Source organism: Staphylococcus lugdunensis (genome assembly GCF_002901705.1).
GTDB classification, from domain to species: domain Bacteria; phylum Bacillota; class Bacilli; order Staphylococcales; family Staphylococcaceae; genus Staphylococcus; species Staphylococcus lugdunensis.
The window spans coordinates 465,032-486,833 of sequence record NZ_PPPV01000016.1 but is presented as its reverse complement, the minus strand read 5'-3'; the positions used below and the strand labels follow the sequence as shown (position 1 = coordinate 486,833).

Genomic DNA, 21,802 nt, shown 5'->3' with positions numbered 1-21,802 from the left:
TATCGTTTAAGCTTTAAACATATATCTTAGTTTTTATTCACTGATGCATCATAGATTGAGTCAACAGCTTCACCTAAAGCTTTATCAAATTCTTCTTTAGATTGGCTATATCTTAAGTCACTTGCTAATGCACGAGAGAAACTTGCAATTAATTCATCGTTGTCTTTCAATAATTTATTTGCTTCATCTCTGCTATATCCGCCTGACAATACAACTACACGTACAACATTTGGATGATCAGCTAATTCTTTGTATAAGTTTGCTTTAGTAGGAATTGTTAATTTTAACATCACTAATTGGTCATCATTTAAAGCGTCTAAGCCTTTTTTAAGTTCAGCTTTTAATACTTCTTCGATTTCGGCTTTATCTTTAGCATTGATGTTCACTTCAGGTTCGATAATTGGAACTAAACCTTTGGCAATAATTTGTTTACCAATTTCAAATTGTTGTTCAACAACGTCTCTAATACCTTGTTCATTTAATTCTAAAATGTTAGAACGCATTTTAGTACCAAAGATGTGACGTTCAACTGCACGATCTAATGTTTCATCTAGGTTATCGATAGGTTTCATTAATTGAACACCATTTTGTTGTTCAGCTAAGCCTTTGTCTACTTTTAAGAAAGGAACAACACCTTTGTCTGCTAAGTAGTCACCAGTATATTTGCCTTCAACTTCACGATCCATTGTTTGTTCGAATAGAATCGCACCTAAAATTTTATCTGAAGTGAATGATGGTGAAGTGACAACACGCGTACGCATGTCGTGAACAAGTTGGAACATTTCGTCTTCGTTGTTATATTGGTCTTCGCCAACACCGTATTCTTTTAAAGCTTTAGGTGTACTACCACCACTTTGGTCTAAAGCGGCGATAAAGCCTTTACCATTTTTTACCTTTTCTAATTGTTCTTTATTCATTACTTTCCACTCCTTCTAATAAGTTTCACTAATAGTATGATAAAAAATGAATATATTCTCAAGCTTTTTTACTCATATTTATTGAATATTCTTAATAAAATTTGTAGAGTTTCAAAAAATAGACGTATTTTTATCGTAGGGGAGTCGAACACGGCATGACGACTATTGACCGTTGGGGAGTACCAGACAGGGGTAAATCTTCATTAGCATGTCAATTACAAAATATTTTAAGCTTTCCATACTATTATATTGATCGTATTCAATGATTGATGATAATCAGACCATAAGTGAATCGCAGTTAACTGAAGCATTGATGTGTATTATGTAACAGGATAAATGGATGATCGATAGTAAAGTAGCCACTCTAGCGCTAAGGGTCATGTGTGTAGATAAGTCAATTGACTAAAAGAAACGCGGTTGAAATGCATAATTAGAGTCATAATCTGTTATTTAAAATAATGACGTAAGCCACAAACAAAGAACCTTTACGGCAATCCGCAAAGGCTTGATTGAGAATTTATTCAATATATTTGGAATTTACCGAAGCAACAACATGATTTATTAAGACAGCTTTAAGCGGGAACTGAGCATCAAGTTACTTGGTTTACATGTAAAAGTAAACAGTACCATTCATTATAATTGGTATACACGGTGATCATAATAATCATCGAAAGAGAACAATACATTTGATTTGTCCTAAATGTACTTATGAATACTTTAGTGTTTTGAATTGCGCATGAACGTCAATGCCAAACCACTCATAAGTGCTAAAATACCAAATGCTAATGTTATTATATTATTTGAAGTGTGACCCGTTTCAGGGAGTGAGGCATTCTGCTGAGGTAATTCCGTAGATTTGATATTACCCACATAATAGCGATTAAGTTCCTTTTTACAATCTACGGGGTTATTTTGCTGTTCTTGTTGTGCCATATGAGTTGAGGTATTAGCTATTTCGCTAGCTGCATATGTTTGGTTAGGGTTTAATAGGTTATATACACCAAATTTACCATTTTTATATTCAACTTGGCCGTTTTTATAAACTTTATAAGTACCGACACTGTCATTAGTTTTAAGTGTGATTTTGATTTTAAAGTAGTTACCTTTGTCTATAACTGTATTAAAATTTTGCAAATCTGGATTGCCACCACTACGTGCCATAGCTTGCTTTGCAGTTGTGATTGCATCTTGTTGGGACATGGTATCTGCTTGAGTAACACATACGCTTGTTGCAGTTAATACCAAGAATAGCGCAAAAACAGATAAAATAATTTGAACCATTTGTTTCATTATGAAACCCCCATTCACATAGTAAATAACTTTACAGTGTAAGTGTATCATCATCAGCTTAATGTGCGGGCGTTTTTAACAAATCCTAAGGTAATCTTAATATTGTATTTACGTATGTGCTAAAATTAACTTTATACAAATATAGCATTTGCTTTTTTAAATGTTATCAAAGCTTAATTATACAGTGATATACTTATTTATCTTTTATCAATAAATGGAATACTTCTAGCCACACAAACGATAAAAATAATATGTGCTAAAAGCCATAGACTATATTCTGACCAGCTAAAATGAAAGATAGGTCGAACAGCGATATGAATGAGAAATGGATACAGCACTATAAAAGATAACATAGATGCCACATAACCAATGGCATACCATTGCTTTCTAACTCGATAGAGCAGTAATAACATCATATAAACAACAATACCAATGATTAAATGAATAAGGATTTCAAGCCATAACGGGGTGAATTGTTTAGGAATAATAAAGTCTATATTGATAAGTAATTGAGCTAACTGGGTTGTGTCAGTTAACAAATCTATGATAAACAATATGAATAATAGCAACATACTAATTAGACAGGCGCTCGTTAAATGATATTTTAAATAATACATTAGGCATTCCTCCTTAAAACGATTTAGTTATCTTTTCCCCTAAGTGTAAAAAACAATTATTAGTCAGAAAATTCAAAAATCTAATTGACGTTCTCTTTGCATAGTGATAGGATAAATTTAATTCAATAAAAGTAAGAAGACTCTTATCAAGAGTGGTGGAGGGATGTGCCCTATGAAGCCCGGCAACCGTCAGTGAATGACATGGTGCCAAGTCACATAAAGTTTAAAGTACTTTAAGAGATGAGAGAAAGTGTGCGTACTTTCTCTTAATTTGAGAAAGTATTTTTTATGTCTTGAATTCGACTGTTTTCATCTTTATTGAAGTAGCAATTAGAAAGGTGAGGATACAATTGAAAAAATGGGTCATCATGATTAGTGTGTTAATTATTACTCTAGCTTTATCAGCGTGTGGCAAAGACAATAAAGAAGCGAGCAAGACTATTACCGTTGCAGCAACACCAGCACCACATGGAGATGTGTTAAAACATGCACAAGAAGCAATGAAGAAAAAAGGCTATGATTTAAAAGTTAAGATTGTTAATGACTATAAAGTACCAAACAAATTATTAGATAAAGGTGATGTAGATGCCAATTTCTTCCAACATGTACCTTATTTAAAGGCAGAACGAAAAAGTCATGGCTATAAGATTGAAGAAGTAGGCAAAGTCTTTACAACTCCAATGGGCGTATATAGTAAAAAATATAAACATATTAAAGACATACCAGATGGTTCAACCATTTATGTTTCAAATAATCCAGCAGAAGAAGGACGCTTTTTATCATTTTTTGTTAACGAAGGCTTAATTAAGTTGAAAAAAGGAGTGAAAATTGAAGATGCGAAGTTTGAAGATATTGCTGAAAATAAAAAGCATTTGAAATTCAATAATCAACAAGGCGCTGAATTTTTACCTAAAACATATAATAACAGTGAAGGTGCAGCAGTTATCATGAACTCAAATTACGCAATTGATAATGGTTTAAAACCATCTAAAGATGCGATTGCATTTGAAGGAAAATCATCACCTTTTGCTAATATTATTGCAGTACAAGAAGGACATAAAAAAGATAAAAAATTCCAAGAATTATTAAAAGTTTTACAATCAAAAGAAATTAAAGCATATATTAAAAAACAATATGGTGACGACGTGATTCCATATGAAAATTAAAGTGACATAATAGCGTGCTGCGATACAACATATGTTAATTTTAGTACTTGTTGTTTTAATCATTTTAAATATCCATAGTAAGCGTGAATAAACAACTTAATAATTTAATTATTCAGAAAATATTTACAAATCTGATAATTAATTGTATATTGGGTTGTATTACATTGCTGTGCGAATAAGTCAGCAGTATTTGGAGGATGAATTGACTATGAGTAAAGCAGCGCAACTTATTGAAGAAGATGGGAAATATTTTGCAAAATCAGGACGTATCAAATACTATCCGCTCGTGATAGATCATGGTTATGGTGCAACGCTTGTCGATGTTGACGGTAAATTATATATTGATTTATTATCGAGTGCCAGTTCGCAAAATGTTGGTCATGCACCTAAAAAAGTATCCGATGCTATAAAAGCGCAGGTAGATAAGTTCATTCACTATACACCCGCATATATGTATCATGAATCGGCGGTTAAATTATCTAAAAAGTTGTGCGAGATTGCGCCTGGCAACTTTGAAAAAAGGGTAACCTTTGGTTTAAGTGGATCTGATGCTAATGATGGTGTCATTAAATTTGCACGTGCTTACACGGGACGTCCTTATATTATTAGCTTTACTAACGCTTATCATGGATCAACATTTGGCTCATTATCTATGTCCGCGATTAGTTTAAATATGCGCAAACATTATGGACCATTACTAAATGGCTTTTATCACATACCTTTTCCTGATAACTATAGAGGAATGTTTGAACAGCCAACTGCAAATACAGTTGCTGAATATTTAGCACCTCTAAAGGAAATGTTTGCGAAATACGTACCCGCAGACGAAGTGGCATGTATTGTTGTTGAAACGATACAAGGTGATGGTGGATTACTTGAGCCAGTCGCAGGCTATTTTGAGGCATTAGCAGCTTTATGTCGAGAACACGGAATTTTAATTGCTGTTGATGACATTCAGCAAGGATTAGGTCGAACAGGCACTTGGAGTTCGGTGGAACACTTTAATTTTATACCAGATATGATTACATTTGGAAAGTCATTAGCTGGAGGCCTACCAATGTCTGCGTTAGTGGCACGTAAAGAAATTATTGATAGCTTGGAAGCACCAGCCATTTATTTACTACTGGGGCTAGTCCGGTAAGTTGTGAGGCAGCACTCGCAACAATTGAAATGCTTGAAGAAGACGACTTATTATCAGCAAGTGTCAATAAAGGGCGCTATGTACGCCAACGTATGGAACAATGGACTTCACGTTATGAGTATGTTGGTGATGTTCGAGGCATCGGGCTTTCTATAGGCATTGATATTGTGTCAAATAAGCAAAATAAGACAAGAGATCCAGAAGCAGCTTTAAAAATATGTAATTATTGTTTTGAACATGGTGTTGTCATTATTGCCGTTGCAGGTAATGTATTGAGGTTTCAACCACCATTAGTCATTACCTATGAGCAATTAGATGAAGCACTAGCAACGTTAGAACAGGCGTTACAAGGTTTACAAGATGGGCAATTAGATACATTAGATATCGATGGTCAAGGCTGGTAATAAAGGTGTACGCGCATTAATTAACTTCGAAAGTATATTGCTAAATAGGATGAATATATTTAAATCTAGGACCTCTCAGGAGGTTCTTTTTTTGTCAGTGATTTAAAATTTTAATATTTGAAAAGTGTATTCGCTTGGCAGTTACAACGATTATAGGCAAGTGTTTATTAAATAAAAAATATAGGTTATATTTTAGTTAATAAATGGTGTATAATCATAATGTATTTTGTTAATATACAGTAGTTAATTAGTAGCTTGTTTAAAACGCGTTAATAAATAGATAGCCTTGTTGCATCGGAAGGAGCTTACGAGTGTTTTCAATCATCATTCCTACATACAATAGTGAAAAATATATTGCACATACACTAGATAAGCTATTAAGCTGTCTGTATTTTGAAGAGGATGAAATTATTGTTATCAATGATGGTAGCACTGATTCGACGGCACAAATTTTAAAAGGCTATCAAAATCATGCACAGATTAAAATTATTAATCAAACGAATAAAGGTGTCAGTGCAGCTAGAAATTTAGGCATGTCACTTATGAGTCCTGAGACAAAATTAGTGACATTTATTGATGACTCTGATTATGTGAGCACAAATTTTTTCAAAGAAGCCAGTCGATTTTTTCTTAAATATCCGTACATAAAATTAGCAAGTGCGCCTATATTAATACGTAAAGGCCATACATTATCAGCTCAAAATTTAAATTATCGTTTTCAACAACGTAGGCATGTAGTAGATATTACACAGCAGTACCAAGATATTCAATATCATATTGGAGGAATGGTCTTTCGAAAATCGTTGTTTACCCATCATAAGTATACATTCGATGAGACGATTGATTTTTGGGAAGATGCAAAGTTTATTAATACGATTCTATTAGACGTCAAGTCTTATGGCTTAATTAAATATGTTAATTATTTCTATAACAGAGATGATTACCGGTCATTAAGTATTAACTCATGGAAGGATCAAAATAGGTATGCGCCTCATATCGTTAAAAATTATCTTGAATTAATTCAACGCTCTACCGATTTATACGGCAGGGTTTTACCTTATATTCAATATTTGGTCGTGTTACATTATTTGAACTATATCTTAGAACATAACCAGGGTTATTTAAATTTAAAATACATTCAAGACAATACTCGTTTTAACATAGAAACAAAAGTATTACTACAATACATAAGCATAGAGATGATAGATGCATTACCAATTGATAATTGCTATAAACACATCCTTTATCAGCATAAAGGGATGGTATTTCCAGCTGAAAAGGATTATAAAAAAATAAATATCATTGTGCATCATTATCATTGGGGCAGTCGTGAATTACACTTTTCATTGTCTCAAGAGGCGTTTGATATGAGTGATAGTACGCAAATTTATATTGATTCACATGGCAAGTTAAAAGCTCGAGCAATGTTAATACACGATAAGCCATTAATCATTTTAGGTGTTAAGGTGAAAAATTTTAGTCGTAAAACTTTTCAAATTCGACTGCCACGCTATCGTTTGCTAATAGGTGGTTACTTCAGAATTATTGATAATGAGCGTGGTGTCAAAATGAATATTTATAATCCATCTTTAGGGATGCGCATGTTAAAAAAGTTAATGTATTCAATCAAATATTATAGCGTTTCAAGTCGTAGAAATAAGGAGGTATCTTAATGTTAATTTCAGTCATTTTGCCTGTATACAATGTGTCGGATTACATTGAAGCATGTTTAGACTCGTTGCTTCATCAAAGTATTGGGCAAGAAAAGATAGAAGTCATTCTTATAGATGATTGTTCCACTGATGATAGTGTTGCTAAAATGCGTAACTATGAACAACAATTTAGCCATTTTAAATTATATCAATGTCCTGTTAATTATGGTGCACCAGGAAAACCACGTAATATTGGTGTGGCTCAAGCAACTGGCGATTTTCTTCACTTTATGGATCCGGATGATATTTTAGCATCGGATGCGTATGAACAATTGTTGGCATCAATGGGAGATCAAGATGATTTTGCTATGGGAAAAATGGTGTCTTTTAATGAAGATGGATCGACATTCCAGCATGTGACATTTAAAGAATATAAATTAAATAAGACGTATGAGCATGTAAAGCTCGACGATGTTCCATTTTTCTCGCAAGTGAAAGTTGGCGTTGTACTGAAATTAATTCGAAAATCATTTTATGATGCACATCATATTTCGTTTGTAGAGGGGCTTCGTAATGGAGAAGATAAATTGGTGGATACATTGCTGTATACCCAGGCACAATCATTTTCATACACGCCACAAATTATTTATTACTATCGTAATCGTGATACAGGTGATAATAAATCAATCACACATCAAGATGTGATGCGCTCCATTGAAAACGATATTGCCGCATATCATATTTGTAAACCTTTTTATAATAAAGAACAATTACAATTTTTTAAAATTAATGCGCTACGTTCAATCTTTTGGAAAGTCTTAGATCAAGAATTTTATCTTATTGATAATAGTCAAAAGTTAAAAATATTTACTGAGCTTTTTGACATTGTAAATCATTATGAACCACGTATTTTTAATTTATATTTACGTCATGAATTACCTATTATTCATTTGATACAACAGCGCGAATATGAACTTGCAATTTCTTATGCAGCATTATTGGAAGCGCGACGAAGATATTTTTATAGTGCAACCGCATTAGAAGCGAAAGCTGCAGAAATTAAACGCTTTAAGAGCAGTAAAAGTTACAAATTACATCGTTTAGTGACAACAATAAAACGAACTATAGGATTGAAACAACGATGAACATATTATTAGTACTCTTTAAAACAAGGAACATGAATGTCCAACAATATAAAGCACTTAAGCATTGTGAGGCTTTTAAACATGTTGAAACGATTTATATAGCAGATGAAAAAAGTATCAATATAGATATTAAAGGTTATGACTATAGGTTATGACTATATCTTGTTTGCCAACCCTAACTTTACTTTTAATCATGTAGAGCTTGAACAAGCAATTCAAACATTACAATCATCTGATGCTACTGCAGTACAGTGGACACTTAGAGATGTAAAATATCTCAAACAAATGCCTTATACATATAACAATTATAGAGAATGGTTTGCTACTATTTTAATACGGAGAGATGAAACACAAGAGCATTGTGATTTAATGACCTATTTTCAAGCTACGGCTACGATAACATCAAAAGCGTATATTTCGGCAAATTATATTGGAAGAAATACGCAAAACAAGGTATATAAGCATGATATTATCGATTTAACGATTGACTTATTGGAATCTTTATCAACCGCTCAAATCATAGGTGGTTTCGCTTCAAAAAAAGATTTAATTCACTTTTTAGACTTTGTTATTGATAATCAAGTATTTGAAAGAGACGTGGATAAAGAAAAGCAACTTAAATTAATGAAGATAATTGCACAAAAATTTAGTGGTTTGAAAGAACTGAGGGAACGTAAACAAACAAGGTTGTATTTATTTTATGGTTTAGTATTTAAACGATACTTTGATGAAGCATTGAGTGCATTGACATTATATCGCAGTCGTCGTTATTGGTACCAAGTTAATCAAAATTTGGAACAGAATAGGGATAATGAATTTGAACAACTCAGAACTTCAGATGCTTGGATAAAGACACAAAAATATCGCGATGCACGTATAAAATTACAGCTAATACTAAAATATCTAGAAAAATATAGTTTAAAATGCTTTGCACATTTATTTAAAATGATCATACACAAGCCAATATGGCTGATTTCAGAACGTAAAGACAGCGCATCAGATAATTCTTATTTCTTGTTTAAATATTTAACGCAACAATGTAGTGAAATTAAAGCATATTATATTTTGGACAAACATGCTAAGCATGCACGTGCAAAAGTGAAAAACCTAGGAAAAGTAATCAACTTTGGTTCGATTAAACATAAGTTATTAATGCTTGCTGCGGATAATTATATTACGTCATTTACAGCCGAAGAAACGCTGTTACCATACAATAATCAGTTGTATAAACATATTTATCAACAAGAACTTGCACAAAAGAAAATTATCTCTATTCAGCATGGAATGATTATTCACAATATATCGCCATATTTAAGTAAGAATAATTATTTAGTGAACTATATAACAGCAAATAATCAATTTGAAAAACAAATTATTACTGAAACATTAGGTTACGATGAACATGAAGTATTGATTACAGGTATGGCAAGACATGATAATTTATTGGAAACATCTGTGGAAATTAGTGAAAGTCAAAAAGTATTATTTATGCCAACATGGCAACGTGGATTACAATATTTGACAACGACACAATTTTTAAGCAGTGAGTACTATCATAAAATGGTAGAATTGCTAAATAACTCTACGGTATTAGATTTTTTGCAACGCTATAACTTAACGCTAAGGGTATTATTACATCCACAATTTGATAAATATAGTAAGTACTTAATGAGTGAACATGCTGAAATTGAATTTTGTTCAATGAGTGATGTCGAAATTCCAACGGCTATCGCACAATCAAAATTTTTAATTACTGATTTTTCATCGGTAGCGGTGGACTTTTTATTCCAGCAAAAAAATGTCATATTTTATCAATATAATAAATATCTGTCACATCATGTGCCGTCTAAACAGATTCAATATCGAGATATCGGTCAAGTTGTGACTACAATTGAACAAGTTACAGAAGCACTTCAGAAATTGGCTGCCAATGACTTTAAACTATTACCACAATATCAAATAGCTTACGATAAATTGTTTGAAGTCAAGCACCATATTAATCAAACATTAGTTGACACTATTAAGCAGTTGAAGTGAGGAAAAAGCAATGAAGACGACTATATCAGTACAACAGGGAAAGCTCTGTTTTCATCACATACAACAACCAACCGATATTATGTATCAATTTGAAGATCGCATTGGTATTTTTTTACAAAAATTTCCATTAACATTTGAAATAAATAATCACATGGTGACTTTAGATTTGAAGCATCATTTTAGTTCGGGTATCATCAGTGGTTTGAAAATTAAAATGGCACTTGATGTAGAGGCCAGAGAACCTATTATTTTGGACGATATTAATCCACTTTATATTGTAACTATACACGTTGATAAAGAAGCGTTGTATATTACTTTAACGGCTAAAGACACTCTCGTAACAATTCACTGTCAAGGCAATCAACTTCAATTAATCAGTGATTACAAATGTACGACATATTTAGGGCAATTAGTCGCTGGAACGATGTTGCCAACTGCTAAATACTTTGTAACTAAAGATAAGCACATAATCATGGAAGATATGCTAACAATGATGCAACATCTAGCTATTAGACAACAACGCTGGAGTGTTTATGTACAACTAAAAGATGATTGTGGAAATCAGTATGTAGAGAAAGTGCAATTAACGGATTGGATTCATCAAAATAAGGCGTTGTTAGCACAATATTCTGTTGATTATCATCAAAAAGATAACTTTTTATTATATGGAAATGTGCAGCAACAAGTGACATCATTACCTATATCCATACAAGCAGTCAACCAACGATTATATAGTCTGACTTGTGATAGGGAATTGGCTCATGACAATATTTATCTAGCTTTACGTTCGCGACAAGGCAATCCATTTCATTATCGCGAGTATGTTGAATTTCCTACAATTAAGCAGAGTGCCATCATTGATCTAGGTCAATTGCACAAAATTTATACTAAAGACGGTGATAACTTTGATGTGCTCATTGGTAAAAATTTTGAGACAGCACGATTCGTTATTCCTACAAATCATAAACAGATAGATACGCGCTATGTAACACTGAGTAACACGATGAATGCTAAGTTTTACATTAATGGGCGAGGAGGTTTAAGTCTTTATGTCTTAGAAAAGACACAATCACAAGCCTATGAAGTGCCGAAAATTGCTGTTTTAGGAACTTGTTTTTCGCGCAATGGTTTAAATACATCACCTTATTTTAATCCAGATTATAAAAAATATATGAACTGTGTATTCACTCAATTCCATAGTCGTTTGGATGCTTTAAATGCAGTGCCAGCACCAGCATCATTAATGCAGCAATATAAGCAACATCATGAATTTGAGCATATTGCACGTGATATGGCTAAAACCTTTTATGATGAGCTACGCCAATCAGGTGCTGAAATACTCGTTATTGATTTATATGCTGATGCTTTATTAACATCATTAAAGTTAAACAATGGTAGCAAGATTACTTATAATTATTTGATTAAAGATAATCCCAATTTAGGGGACTATGTCAGTGAATGGAATGCGCATGAATTTGACAATGATACAGACTATTATAATGAGTGGTTAGCTGAGTTACATAAATTTATGCATCATATAACTAACATCATTCCTGAAAGTCATATTATTTTAAATAGAGGTCGATTAGCGGAAAAGTATAGTGAAGAAGGACAGCTCAAAACATTTTCTACGATACAACAAATTAAAAAAGCGAATGAAATATGGGAGAATTTAGACAATTTATTGCTTCAACATTATCCACAAGTCAAAGTAATTGATTTAACAGGAAAGCAGTATCATGCAGATAAAAATCATCCTTTTGGTTTCTCCTATTCACATTACGAATCACAATATTACAAAGACTATTTTAGTGAACTTGTTAAACAAGTATTGTTAATTAAAGCGTTGTAATAATGTAGATTATAAGCGCAAAAGGCGGGGCCTCAACAGAAAGGAATGCGAAGCGCAGTTCAACTAGCAACGCAAGTTAGGGGTGACTGAGATAGCACCCTAGGAACGCAAAGTCATACATTTCAGAGTATTGAATATAAAATAAGAGCCTAGAACATCATTATGTTTTAGGCTATGAACGAAATATTGGCAGTAGTTGACTGGATTGAAAATACGCTTATATCAAGCTTTTTCAATCCTAGTCAATCTTGCCGGGGCGGGACTACGAATTCATAATGAATTCTGTTCCGCTCCCTATTATTTTAGAATTTATATCCAGCTTTTTTATAATGGTTATGTTATTTTTGCTTTGGCACGATATATTCTGGTTCTTCATTTTTCTTAGAATGACGCACGCCATAGAAAAGATAAATAACAATACCGACTACAAACCAAATTAATGTATATAGTTTAGCTTCATAGCTTAATCCCCAAAATACTAAAAATACTAAAACAAAAGTAATTGCCGGTAAAACAGGATATAAAGGTACTTTAAAACCTGGTACGGGTAAGTCATTACCTTCGCGTTTACGTAAACGATACATTGCGATAGATACAAACATAAATGCAACAAGTGATCCAGCTGAAATCAATTGTGCCAAGAATGCGAATGGGAACATTGAACCGATAATGACTACAATGATAGTCAAGATAATTAAAGAACGATTAGGCAAATGTTTATGATTTAATTTCGCTAACCAAGATGGCAATAAACCATCGCGTCCAAATGAGTATAGTAAACGTGATCCAGCCAACATCATACCAATCAATGCAGTAAACATACCGATAACAGAAATACCTTGTACAATTGCTGCAACAACGCCATGACCACTTTGACGTAATGCCCAGCCAACAGGTTCAGCATTATTAGCATATTGTGAATAATGGAACATACCTACGAGCACAAGTGCTACAGCAACGAAAAGAATAATAGCGACTACTAATGAACCTAAAATACCTCTTGGCATTGTTTTTGATGGGTTAATTGCTTCTGCTGAGTTCGCTGCGATTGAGTCAAAGCCAATATAAGCTAAGAAAATCATAGATACACCAGCATAAACACCTTGCCAACCTCCAAAGTCACCTGTATCTGTTACTTTATGTTCTGGAATAAATGGAATGTAGTTCTGTACATGTAATGCTGTTAAGCCTACAACAACAAATAACAATATTGCAAAAATTTTAAGAACTACTAGAATGTTTTCAATGCGTGCTGCTTCTGTCATACCTCTTGATAAGAGCAATGCTGTTAAAATAATAACGACCGCAGCGATGATATCAATAATACCACCATTTGCACCAAATGGAGCTGATAATGATGTAGGTAATTTAATACCTAATGGTGAAATCAGTCCACGTAAGTTAGCAGAGAAACCAGAAGCCACAAAGGCAACAGCGATAAAGTATTCTGCTAATAGTGCCCAACCTGCAACCCAACCAAAGAACTCACCAAATAATACATTAACCCATGAATAAGCTGAGCCAGCAAATGGCATGGCAGAAGACATTTCGGCATATGTAAATGCGACAAGTCCAGCTACTATTGCAGCGATTAAAAATGATAAGGCAACAGCAGGACCAGCATGTTCGGCCGCAACAATTCCCGGTAATGTAAAGATAGAAGTCGAAACAATAGTACCTACACCAAGCGCTAGGAAATCTCTAACACGTAAGGTACGTTTTAAATGACCATCTTTATTTTGATAAATCGTAGGATTCTCTTTACGAGTAATAGTTTTGAAAAAACTTGACATAGCAATTAACCTCCACAGTTAATAATAATCTATATTTAAATGTGATATTTTAATAATTAACATCATATCATAAAATCACCGACCATAGTCTAAAAATTCTGAAAAATTTCATTTTTCTTACTTTTTAAAGCAGATATACGATAAATTTATACGATAAAATAGATTATAGCAGACTTAAAGCATAATGTAAGTGGCTATTTTGGTACATCTATCTTTTAAGAGAAAAATTGCCATTATTATAAATTTTTTAAAAAATAATAATAAGAATTGCATAGGAATGGAAGATGAAAGATTTAGGATTATAACAACATTAATTGTTACAATATTATTGAAAAGCCTAGTTAGGATTGATATTCCTAAATCTAATTTCTACAATAAAAGCAAATAAACTAATATAGGTCGTGGAAGAATATGGAAATTAAACAGATAAAGTATTTTGTCGAGGTGGTTCGACAAGGCGGAATGACGCAAGCTTCTGAACACCTTTATATTGCACAATCAACGATAAGCAAGGCAATTAAAAGTATTGAAAATGAATATAATATCACTTTGTTTGATCGCTCACAAAAGCAAATTAAGCTAACAGATATTGGTCAAACATTTTATGATAATAGTTTAGAGTTTTTAGCACTTTTTGAAAAGTTATCATTAGAAATGAATGACGTTGTCAATCTACAGAAAGGTCATATTCGTATTGGCCTATCACCGATGATGAATGTTCAAATGTTCACCGATAGTCTTAACCAATTTCATCAACAATATCCTAAAGTAACATACGAAGTGATTGAAGGAGGTGGTAAAGTGGTAGAACATAATATTGACAACGATGAAATTGACATCGGTATTACCACACTACCTGTAGATTCAAGTGTTTATCATTCATATTCGCTTTATGATGAAGAATTATTGCTAGTCGTCAGTAAAGCGCACCCCTTGTCGCAGCGCACGAAAGTAGATTTTGCCGAGTTGGAAGATGAAGAATTTATACTTTTTCATGATGATTTCTATTTGAAAGATCAAATTATTGAAAATTGCAAACGCATTGGCTTTTATCCTAAAACAGTTGCTAATATTTCACAGATTAACTTTATTGAAAATATGATTAGTCAGGGATTAGGCATCAGTGTTGTTCCTCAAAGTTTATACAATATGATGGGAGATGAGGTTACAGCTTTAAAATTAGAAAACGCACGATTATCTTGGCACTTAGGTGTTATTTGGCGCAAAGATACTTACTTATCGCATGTCACTCGAGAATGGATTCAAACCATAGGCCATTTAAGTCCAAAGTAATAAATTTTAGAGATAACTTGGAATACGATGTTTTATAGATGTATTCCTTTTTGGAATACTTGCAATCGAAAATATGTATTTTATTAATACGTTCAACCGTAATATAATGAATAACGTAATGAAGTTGCAAGTGATTCAAAATATTTTTCATATAGTAAAGAAATGATTGTCTAGTAGTAAGTTATTTAAGGCAGTTATGCTTTAAGTGTACTGATTATATGAAAGAGTTCTAGCCCAACTCGGAGTATTATCCCAAATAGTCCAATTTTGAACGCTTGAGCGGATTTCACACAACAATGAATGACAAGGCATTTTGATATTAAAGAAGTCATGCACTGTTCACTGTCTTTCCCTCTTTTCCTAAAAAAATTGAACATGCAATTGACTTCTTTTTATCTAAGTGTGCAGCAGTGTGAAAATTTGTTAATTATCGAAAGGATATGGATATAAAATGACTAAAAAAAATTACTCAGCAGCAGATATGGTTATTGATACGTTGAAAAATAATAATGTAGATTATGTGTTTGGTATTCCAGGTGCTAAAATTGACTACTTATTTAATGCATTAGAAGATGATGGACCAGAATTAATTGTTACAAGACACGAACAAAATGCAGCTATGATGGCGCAAGGTATTGGACGTATTACAGGAAAACCTGGTGTCGCTCTTGTAACAAGTGGACCAGGGGTAAGTAACTTAACAACAGGACTTTTAACAGCAACATCTGAAGGTGATCCTGTCTTAGCTATTGGCGGTCAAGTTAAACGTAATGATTTATTACGTCTCACTCATCAAGCAGTAGATAATGTAGATCTTTTAAAATCATCTACAAAATATAGCGCTGAGGTTCAAGATCCTGAGTCATTATCTGAAGTTATGACAAATGCAATCCGAACAGCAACTTCAGGTAAAAATGGCGCGACTTTTATTAGTATTCCTCAAGATGTCATTCAATCACCAGTTAATAATAAAGCGATAGCATTATGCCAAAAACCAACTCTAGGTGTTCCAAGTCTTCAAGATATTAAAGATGTTATCACTAAAATCAGCAATGCTAAGTTTCCAGTGTTACTAGCTGGTATGAGAAGTTCAAGTGAAGCAGAAACAGAAGCAATCCGTCACTTAGTAGAAAAATCCAATCTTCCAGTCGTTGAAACATTCCAAGGTGCCGGAGTCATTAGTAGAGATTTAGAAAATCACTTCTTCGGTAGAGTAGGATTGTTCCGCAACCAAGTTGGTGACCAATTATTGAAAAAAGCAGACTTAGTTGTCACTATTGGTTATGATCCAATTGAATATGAAGCGAGTAACTGGAATCACGAATTAGATACTGAAATTATCAATATTGATGAAGTTGCTGCTGAAATAACGAACCATTTACGTCCTGAAAAAGAATTAATAGGTAATATTGCAGGTACAATTGAGCTTATATCTGAAAATATTGATGCACCAATTATTGATGACAAACATTTAAATGACTTGGAAAAATTAAGAGCAGAAGTTATTGAAACATCAGGTATTAAATGTACACATGTTGATGGAGTGTTACATCCATTAGAAATTATCGAAACGATGCAAAAATCACTTTCAGATGATACTACAGTTACTGTAGACGTAGGTAGTCACTATATTTGGATGGCACGTAAATTTAGAAGCTATAACCCAAGACATTTGTTGTTTAGTAATGGTATGCAAACACTTGGTGTTGCCTTACCATGGGCAATTGCTGCTGCATTAGTACGACCTAATACGCAAGTAGTTTCAGTTGCTGGCGATGGTGGTTTCTTATTCTCAGGACAAGATCTTGAAACAGCTGTACGTAAAAAATTAAACATTATCCAACTAATTTGGAATGATGGTAAATATAACATGGTAGAATTCCAAGAAGAAATGAAATATAAACGCTCTGCAGGTGTAGAATTTGGACCTGTTGATTATGTTAAATATGCAGAATCAATGGGAGCAAAAGGTTTGCGCGTTACAACTCAAGAAGAATTAGAAGCAGCAATTAAAGAAGGTTATGAAACTGAAGGACCTGTATTAATTGATATTCCTGTAAACTATCAAGATAATATTAAACTTTCAACAAATGTATTACCAGATTCATTAAACTAAATTTAAACATATAAATAGGAGTGAATACAGTAATGAGTCATGTATTATATCAGCACGGCACATTAGGCACATTAATGGCAGGTTTATTAGAAGGAACTGCAACAATTGATGAACTATTAAAACACGGAGATTCAGGACTAGCCACTTTAACTGGTTCAAATGGAGAAGTTATCTTCTTAAATGGAGAGGCTTTCCATGCCAATGAATACAAAGAATTTACCAAACTTAAAGGTGATGAAAAAACACCTTACGCAACGATTACACATTTTGAAGCGGATGAAACATATCAAACAAGCGATAAATCTTCTGAAGAAGTATTAAATGAAGTTGAATCACATATGTTAAGTAAAAACATGTTTTCAGCAGTGAAAATTAGTGGTACATTTAAAAAAATGCATGTTCGAATGATGCCTAAACAGGAACCACCTTATACACGGTTAATTGATTCTGCACGTAGACAACCAGAAGAAACAGCAGAAAATATTAAAGGTACAATAATTGGATTCTATACGCCAGAATTATTCCATGGTATTGGTTCTGCAGGTTTCCATATCCATTTTGCAAATGATGACCGCAATTTGGGTGGACATGTATTAGACTTTATCGTGGATGATGTTACTGTAGAAATTCAAAACTTTGAAACGTTTGAACAACACTTTCCAATTAACAACAAGACGTTCACTGAAACAGAAATAGACTATGGTGATGTCGCCGACGAAATTAGAGAAGCAGAATAAAGGAGTCGCGATTTAAGATGTTAGTTGAAAGTTTCAATCCGTTTAATAATATGCTGATTTCAGCAATTGTAGCGGCAGTGCCTATTATTTTATTCCTGCTGTGTTTAACAGTATTTAAAATGAAAGGCGTTTATGCGGCATTGACAACACTGATTGTCACTGCATTGGTAGCAATGATATGCTTCAAATTACCTGCACGTATTGCGGGAGGCGCAACATTTGAAGGATTTTATCAAGGTATTATACCAATTGGCTTTATTGTTATTATGGCGGTATGGCTTTATAAAATTGCAACTGAAAGTGGACAATTTAATATTGTCCAAGATAGTATTGCAAGTATTTCACAAGACCAACGTATTCAATTACTGCTTATTGGTTACTTATTTAATGGGTTTTTAGAAGGTGCAGCTGGATTCGGTGTACCGATTGCCATTTGTGCCGTATTGTTAATGCAACTAGGTTTCAAAGCATTGCCAGCAGCTATGTATTGTCTAGTTGCTAATGCAGCAGCTGGTGCTTATGGTGCTGTTGGTATTCCTATTGCGATTACAGATACACTAAATTTAGCAGGTGGTGTTAAAGCATCACAAGTTGCATTAATTGGTAATTTAACATTAGGTTTGATTAGTTTCTTTGTACCGTTTTTATTAATGTTTATTATTGATGGTCTCAAAGGTGTTAAAGAAACGTTTCCAGCTACATTAATAGCCGCATCTGTATTTACCGGTTTACAAGTATTGATTGCAGCATTTGCTGGCCCTGAGTTAGCTGATATCATCCCAGGCTTAGGTGCTATGGTTGCACTTGCATTATTCTCACGTAAATTTCAACCTAAAAATATCTTTAGACTTGAAGATAATGAAGCGGTCGGCAAGGTTGAGAAACATTCAATTAAGCAAATTGTCTATGGATGGAGTCCTTTCATTATATTGACCGTTATTGTTATGGTATGGAGCTTACCAGCATTTAAAGCACTATTTGAAAAAGGTGGTGCACTAAGTGCCCTTGTTGTTAACTTCAATGCTCCAGGTACGATGAATAATGTGACACATCATCCCAATGTTTTGACGTTTAACTTTATTGCACAAACTGGTACTGCAATATTAGTTACGGCTATCATTACCATCTTAATTGCTAAGCACATGTCGTTTAAAACTGCAGGCAAACTTTTAGGAGTGACAGTTAAAGAATTGTGGGTTTCTGTATTAACAATTTGCTTTATCTTGGCTGTCTCTAAAATTACGACATATGGCGGTTTGAGTAACGCTATGGGTCAAGGTATTGCTAAAACAGGTGCAATATTCCCATTGCTATCTCCAGTCCTAGGGTGGATTGGTGTGTTTATGACTGGTTCAGTGGTGAATAACAACTCATTATTTGCACCTATTCAAGCTTCTGTAGCAACACAAATAGGTACAAAAGGCTCGCTCTTAGTTGCGGCTAACGTCGCTGGTGGAGTTACAGCTAAAATAGTATCTCCTCAATCAATTGCTATAGCCACAGCGGCTGTTAATAAAGTCGGTAAAGAGTCTGAATTGATGAAAATGGCTATGCGTTTTAGTATAGGTTTACTTATCTTTGCTTGTATTTGGACATTTATGTTGAGCCTATTTGTTTAAAATATAGTAACAGCTATCTGACACGATGTAGATCAGATAGCTGTTTTTTAGCTTATTCAAGTTAATATCATGTAATGGAAGAAGAAAATGCAAATTATTATTTAATAATAGTGTCATTTATATTTGACATACTTAACGATGTCGGTTATATTTGACACATAGGATAATAAATAAGGGTGAGTAAGCATATGAACAAATTCAAAAATAAAATGATTAATAGTCTTCTTGGTACGATAGGTGACAAAGATGAACGTGAAATTGCCATAATCAATGCTAAATTTACGACTGTATTTCTAACGGCATATGTTTTATTATTTTGTTTATTGCTATTAGGTGTCATTTTAGATGCGATGCATGACACCATTTCAGTGCTAACTATGGCAATCACGATTGTATTTTTAATTATCAATATTCAAACTCTCGTATTAATGCGAAAAGAAAAATTAGACGATTTAACCGTTTATTCTGATAAAGAATATGTCCAGCTCATTAAAAAATTAAAACGACAAAGTGTAGTTGGAGGGTTCTTTTTTGGAGCTTTAACAACGTTATTTGACATGGTATTTCGCTTTTTTAACGATACGGATGTAACGGTATGGTTTGCTGTAAGTAAGAATATCTTGCCGGGACTAGTATTTGGTGTACTTGCATATTTCTTTGCTAAATCTAAAGTTCGTAAGGATTATTAATATAGAGGTGAAGGACGTTGTCACGTTTAAATGACTTTTTAATTAAGTGGTTTACGAATAGCTCAACTGACAAAGATGAACGCGAAAAAATTCAATTGAATGAGCGTTTAGCTAATATGTACATGATTACTACAATATTAATAGCATTGCTACTTTTATTAAGCGTGATAGATATAATACACACACAACAAATAATGATGACACATGTTGCTGTATTTATTTTATTTTTTGGTTTAAACATAATTTCTTTAGTCATAATGGGAAAAGGTGGTTTAGACCATTCGCGAGTTAATTCTAAGGCTGAATATCGTCACTTAATTAAGAAATATGCTGTAATTTGTATAGGATTTGCTATTTATTTTGGTTTAGCTCTTTTTGGACTAGATTTATTATTTGATGCCGTAGGTGGGATAAAGACCTATGGTGGAAACCCAATTAATTATATCGTTGGTGGTATTGTGATGGGTATCTTGATGTATATTATGAGAGTCGTCAAAATAAAAAAAGAATATTAAATATTGTATGCCTTTCTCGTGTTCGATATTATATAATTAAACTATATTTTAAAGAACGAGAGAGGCTTTTTATGATAGATGCTGAACCAATTGTATTAAAAATGAAAAATCAAAAAATTAACTATGACCGTGTCTTGAAAAAGTTAATACAGCAATGGAAGCGTGCGGAGCAAAAACCGAAAATTTTGTTACATAGCTGTTGTGCGCCATGTAGCACGTATACGTTAGAATATTTAACGCAATTTGCAGATATTGGTGTTTATTTTGCTAATCCCAATATTCATCCTAAAAATGAATATTTAAGACGTGCGAAAGTACAAGAACAATTTATTGCAGATTTTAATGAACGGACTGGCAATCATGTTCAATATATTGAAGCGCCATATGAACCACAAACGTTTATGAAAATGGCTAAATCACGTGGCTTAATGGATGAACCAGAAGGCGGATTGAGATGCTCAGCATGTTTTGAAATGCGTTTAGACCTTGTTGCCGATGCAGCACAGCGGTTTGGCTATAATTATTTTGGTAGTGCATTAACGCTGTCACCTAAGAAAAACGCGCAATTAATTAATGAATTAGGCATGAAAGTACAAGAAGCCTATGATGTGTACTATTTACCAAGTGACTTTAAAAAGAATAAAGGATATGAACGGTCATTGGAAATGTGTAGAGATTATAACGTTTATCGACAATGTTATTGTGGTTGTGTCTTTGCTGCAATGCGTCAAGGCATTGATTTTAAAGAAGTTAATAAAGAGGCTAAAGCTTTTTTAGAACAGTATCAATCTTAGAGTGAATTGATACTAAGTTGAGTTT

The 21,802-nt window shown here is 33.3% G+C and carries 16 protein-coding genes, 1 pseudogene and 1 riboswitch; of the genes and pseudogenes, 13 read left to right on the top strand and 4 right to left on the bottom strand.

What is annotated here, in order from left to right:
• Positions 1-26: 26 nt before the first annotated feature.
• The 3 genes from CD041_RS09160 to CD041_RS09150 all read right to left on the bottom strand — a co-directional run bounded on the left by CD041_RS09160 (position 27) and on the right by CD041_RS09150 (position 2,824).
• Complete coding sequence (locus tag CD041_RS09160) at positions 27-917, bottom strand: fructose bisphosphate aldolase (RefSeq protein WP_002478556.1); 891 nt, start codon at positions 915-917, stop codon at positions 27-29.
• Positions 918-1,634: 717 nt separating this feature from the next.
• The gene (locus CD041_RS09155; protein WP_002478558.1) at positions 1,635-2,207 is read right to left on the bottom strand and encodes an LPXTG cell wall anchor domain-containing protein; all 573 of its coding nucleotides are present in this window, start codon (positions 2,205-2,207) and stop codon (positions 1,635-1,637) included.
• Between the two features lie 197 nt (positions 2,208-2,404).
• Positions 2,405-2,824, bottom strand: coding sequence for a hypothetical protein (locus CD041_RS09150; protein ID WP_002460555.1), 420 nt, complete (start codon positions 2,822-2,824; stop codon positions 2,405-2,407).
• 140 nt (positions 2,825-2,964) lie between these two features.
• A riboswitch (SAM riboswitch) is annotated at positions 2,965-3,071 on the top strand.
• Between the two features lie 103 nt (positions 3,072-3,174).
• Between CD041_RS09150 and CD041_RS09145 the strand changes: the two genes are divergently transcribed.
• From CD041_RS09145 to CD041_RS09120, 6 genes and pseudogenes are all read left to right on the top strand, one after another.
• Positions 3,175-3,990: a MetQ/NlpA family ABC transporter substrate-binding protein gene (locus CD041_RS09145; protein WP_002478559.1), complete on the top strand. Its 816-nt coding sequence runs from the start codon at positions 3,175-3,177 to the stop codon at positions 3,988-3,990.
• Positions 3,991-4,198: 208 nt separating this feature from the next.
• Positions 4,199-5,535 (top strand): annotated as a pseudogene (locus CD041_RS09140) (aspartate aminotransferase family protein).
• A 311-nt stretch (positions 5,536-5,846) separates the two neighbouring features.
• Positions 5,847-7,208 (top strand): glycosyltransferase family 2 protein, encoded by a 1,362-nt coding sequence (locus CD041_RS09135; protein WP_080606495.1) that lies wholly within the window; start codon positions 5,847-5,849, stop codon positions 7,206-7,208.
• Positions 7,208-8,332, top strand: coding sequence for a glycosyltransferase family 2 protein (locus tag CD041_RS09130; protein WP_070648355.1), 1,125 nt, complete (start codon positions 7,208-7,210; stop codon positions 8,330-8,332). The genes CD041_RS09135 and CD041_RS09130 overlap by 1 nt, the downstream gene beginning before the upstream one ends.
• 138 nt (positions 8,333-8,470) lie before the next feature.
• On the top strand, positions 8,471-10,369 hold the full coding sequence (locus CD041_RS12395; protein ID WP_308446735.1) for a CDP-glycerol glycerophosphotransferase family protein: 1,899 nt from the start codon (positions 8,471-8,473) through the stop codon (positions 10,367-10,369).
• A gap of 10 nt (positions 10,370-10,379) precedes the next feature.
• A complete protein-coding gene (locus CD041_RS09120) occupies positions 10,380-12,221 on the top strand; it encodes a DUF6270 domain-containing protein (protein WP_070648351.1) in 1,842 nt (613 codons plus the stop codon).
• A 338-nt stretch (positions 12,222-12,559) separates the two neighbouring features.
• On the opposite strand, the gene CD041_RS09115 is transcribed toward CD041_RS09120, so the two are convergent.
• Positions 12,560-14,014, bottom strand: a complete 1,455-nt coding sequence (locus CD041_RS09115) for an APC family permease (protein ID WP_002478565.1) — start codon at positions 14,012-14,014, stop codon at positions 12,560-12,562.
• Positions 14,015-14,425: 411 nt separating this feature from the next.
• Here CD041_RS09115 and cidR point away from each other — a divergent pair, with 411 nt between their 5' ends.
• From cidR to CD041_RS09080, 7 genes are all read left to right on the top strand, one after another.
• Entirely contained in the window at positions 14,426-15,307 is an 882-nt protein-coding gene (gene cidR, locus CD041_RS09110) for a cidABC operon transcriptional activator CidR (RefSeq protein WP_002460541.1), read from the top strand.
• Positions 15,308-15,758: 451 nt separating this feature from the next.
• Entirely contained in the window at positions 15,759-17,423 is a 1,665-nt protein-coding gene (gene alsS / locus CD041_RS09105) for an acetolactate synthase AlsS (RefSeq protein WP_002460540.1), read from the top strand.
• 32 nt (positions 17,424-17,455) lie between these two features.
• A complete protein-coding gene (gene budA / locus CD041_RS09100) occupies positions 17,456-18,160 on the top strand; it encodes an acetolactate decarboxylase (protein WP_002460539.1) in 705 nt (234 codons plus the stop codon).
• Positions 18,161-18,177: 17 nt separating this feature from the next.
• Positions 18,178-19,779 carry an L-lactate permease gene (locus CD041_RS09095; protein WP_002478567.1) on the top strand — a complete coding sequence of 534 codons (1,602 nt, stop codon included), beginning with the start codon at positions 18,178-18,180 and terminating at the stop codon, positions 19,777-19,779.
• Positions 19,780-19,967: 188 nt separating this feature from the next.
• Entirely contained in the window at positions 19,968-20,468 is a 501-nt protein-coding gene (locus tag CD041_RS09090; RefSeq protein ID WP_002478568.1) for a hypothetical protein, read from the top strand.
• A 17-nt stretch (positions 20,469-20,485) separates the two neighbouring features.
• Positions 20,486-20,983 (top strand): hypothetical protein, encoded by a 498-nt coding sequence (locus tag CD041_RS09085; RefSeq protein ID WP_002460536.1) that lies wholly within the window; start codon positions 20,486-20,488, stop codon positions 20,981-20,983.
• A gap of 71 nt (positions 20,984-21,054) precedes the next feature.
• Positions 21,055-21,777 carry an epoxyqueuosine reductase QueH gene (locus tag CD041_RS09080; RefSeq protein WP_002460535.1) on the top strand — a complete coding sequence of 241 codons (723 nt, stop codon included), beginning with the start codon at positions 21,055-21,057 and terminating at the stop codon, positions 21,775-21,777.
• Positions 21,778-21,802 lie beyond the last annotated feature (25 nt).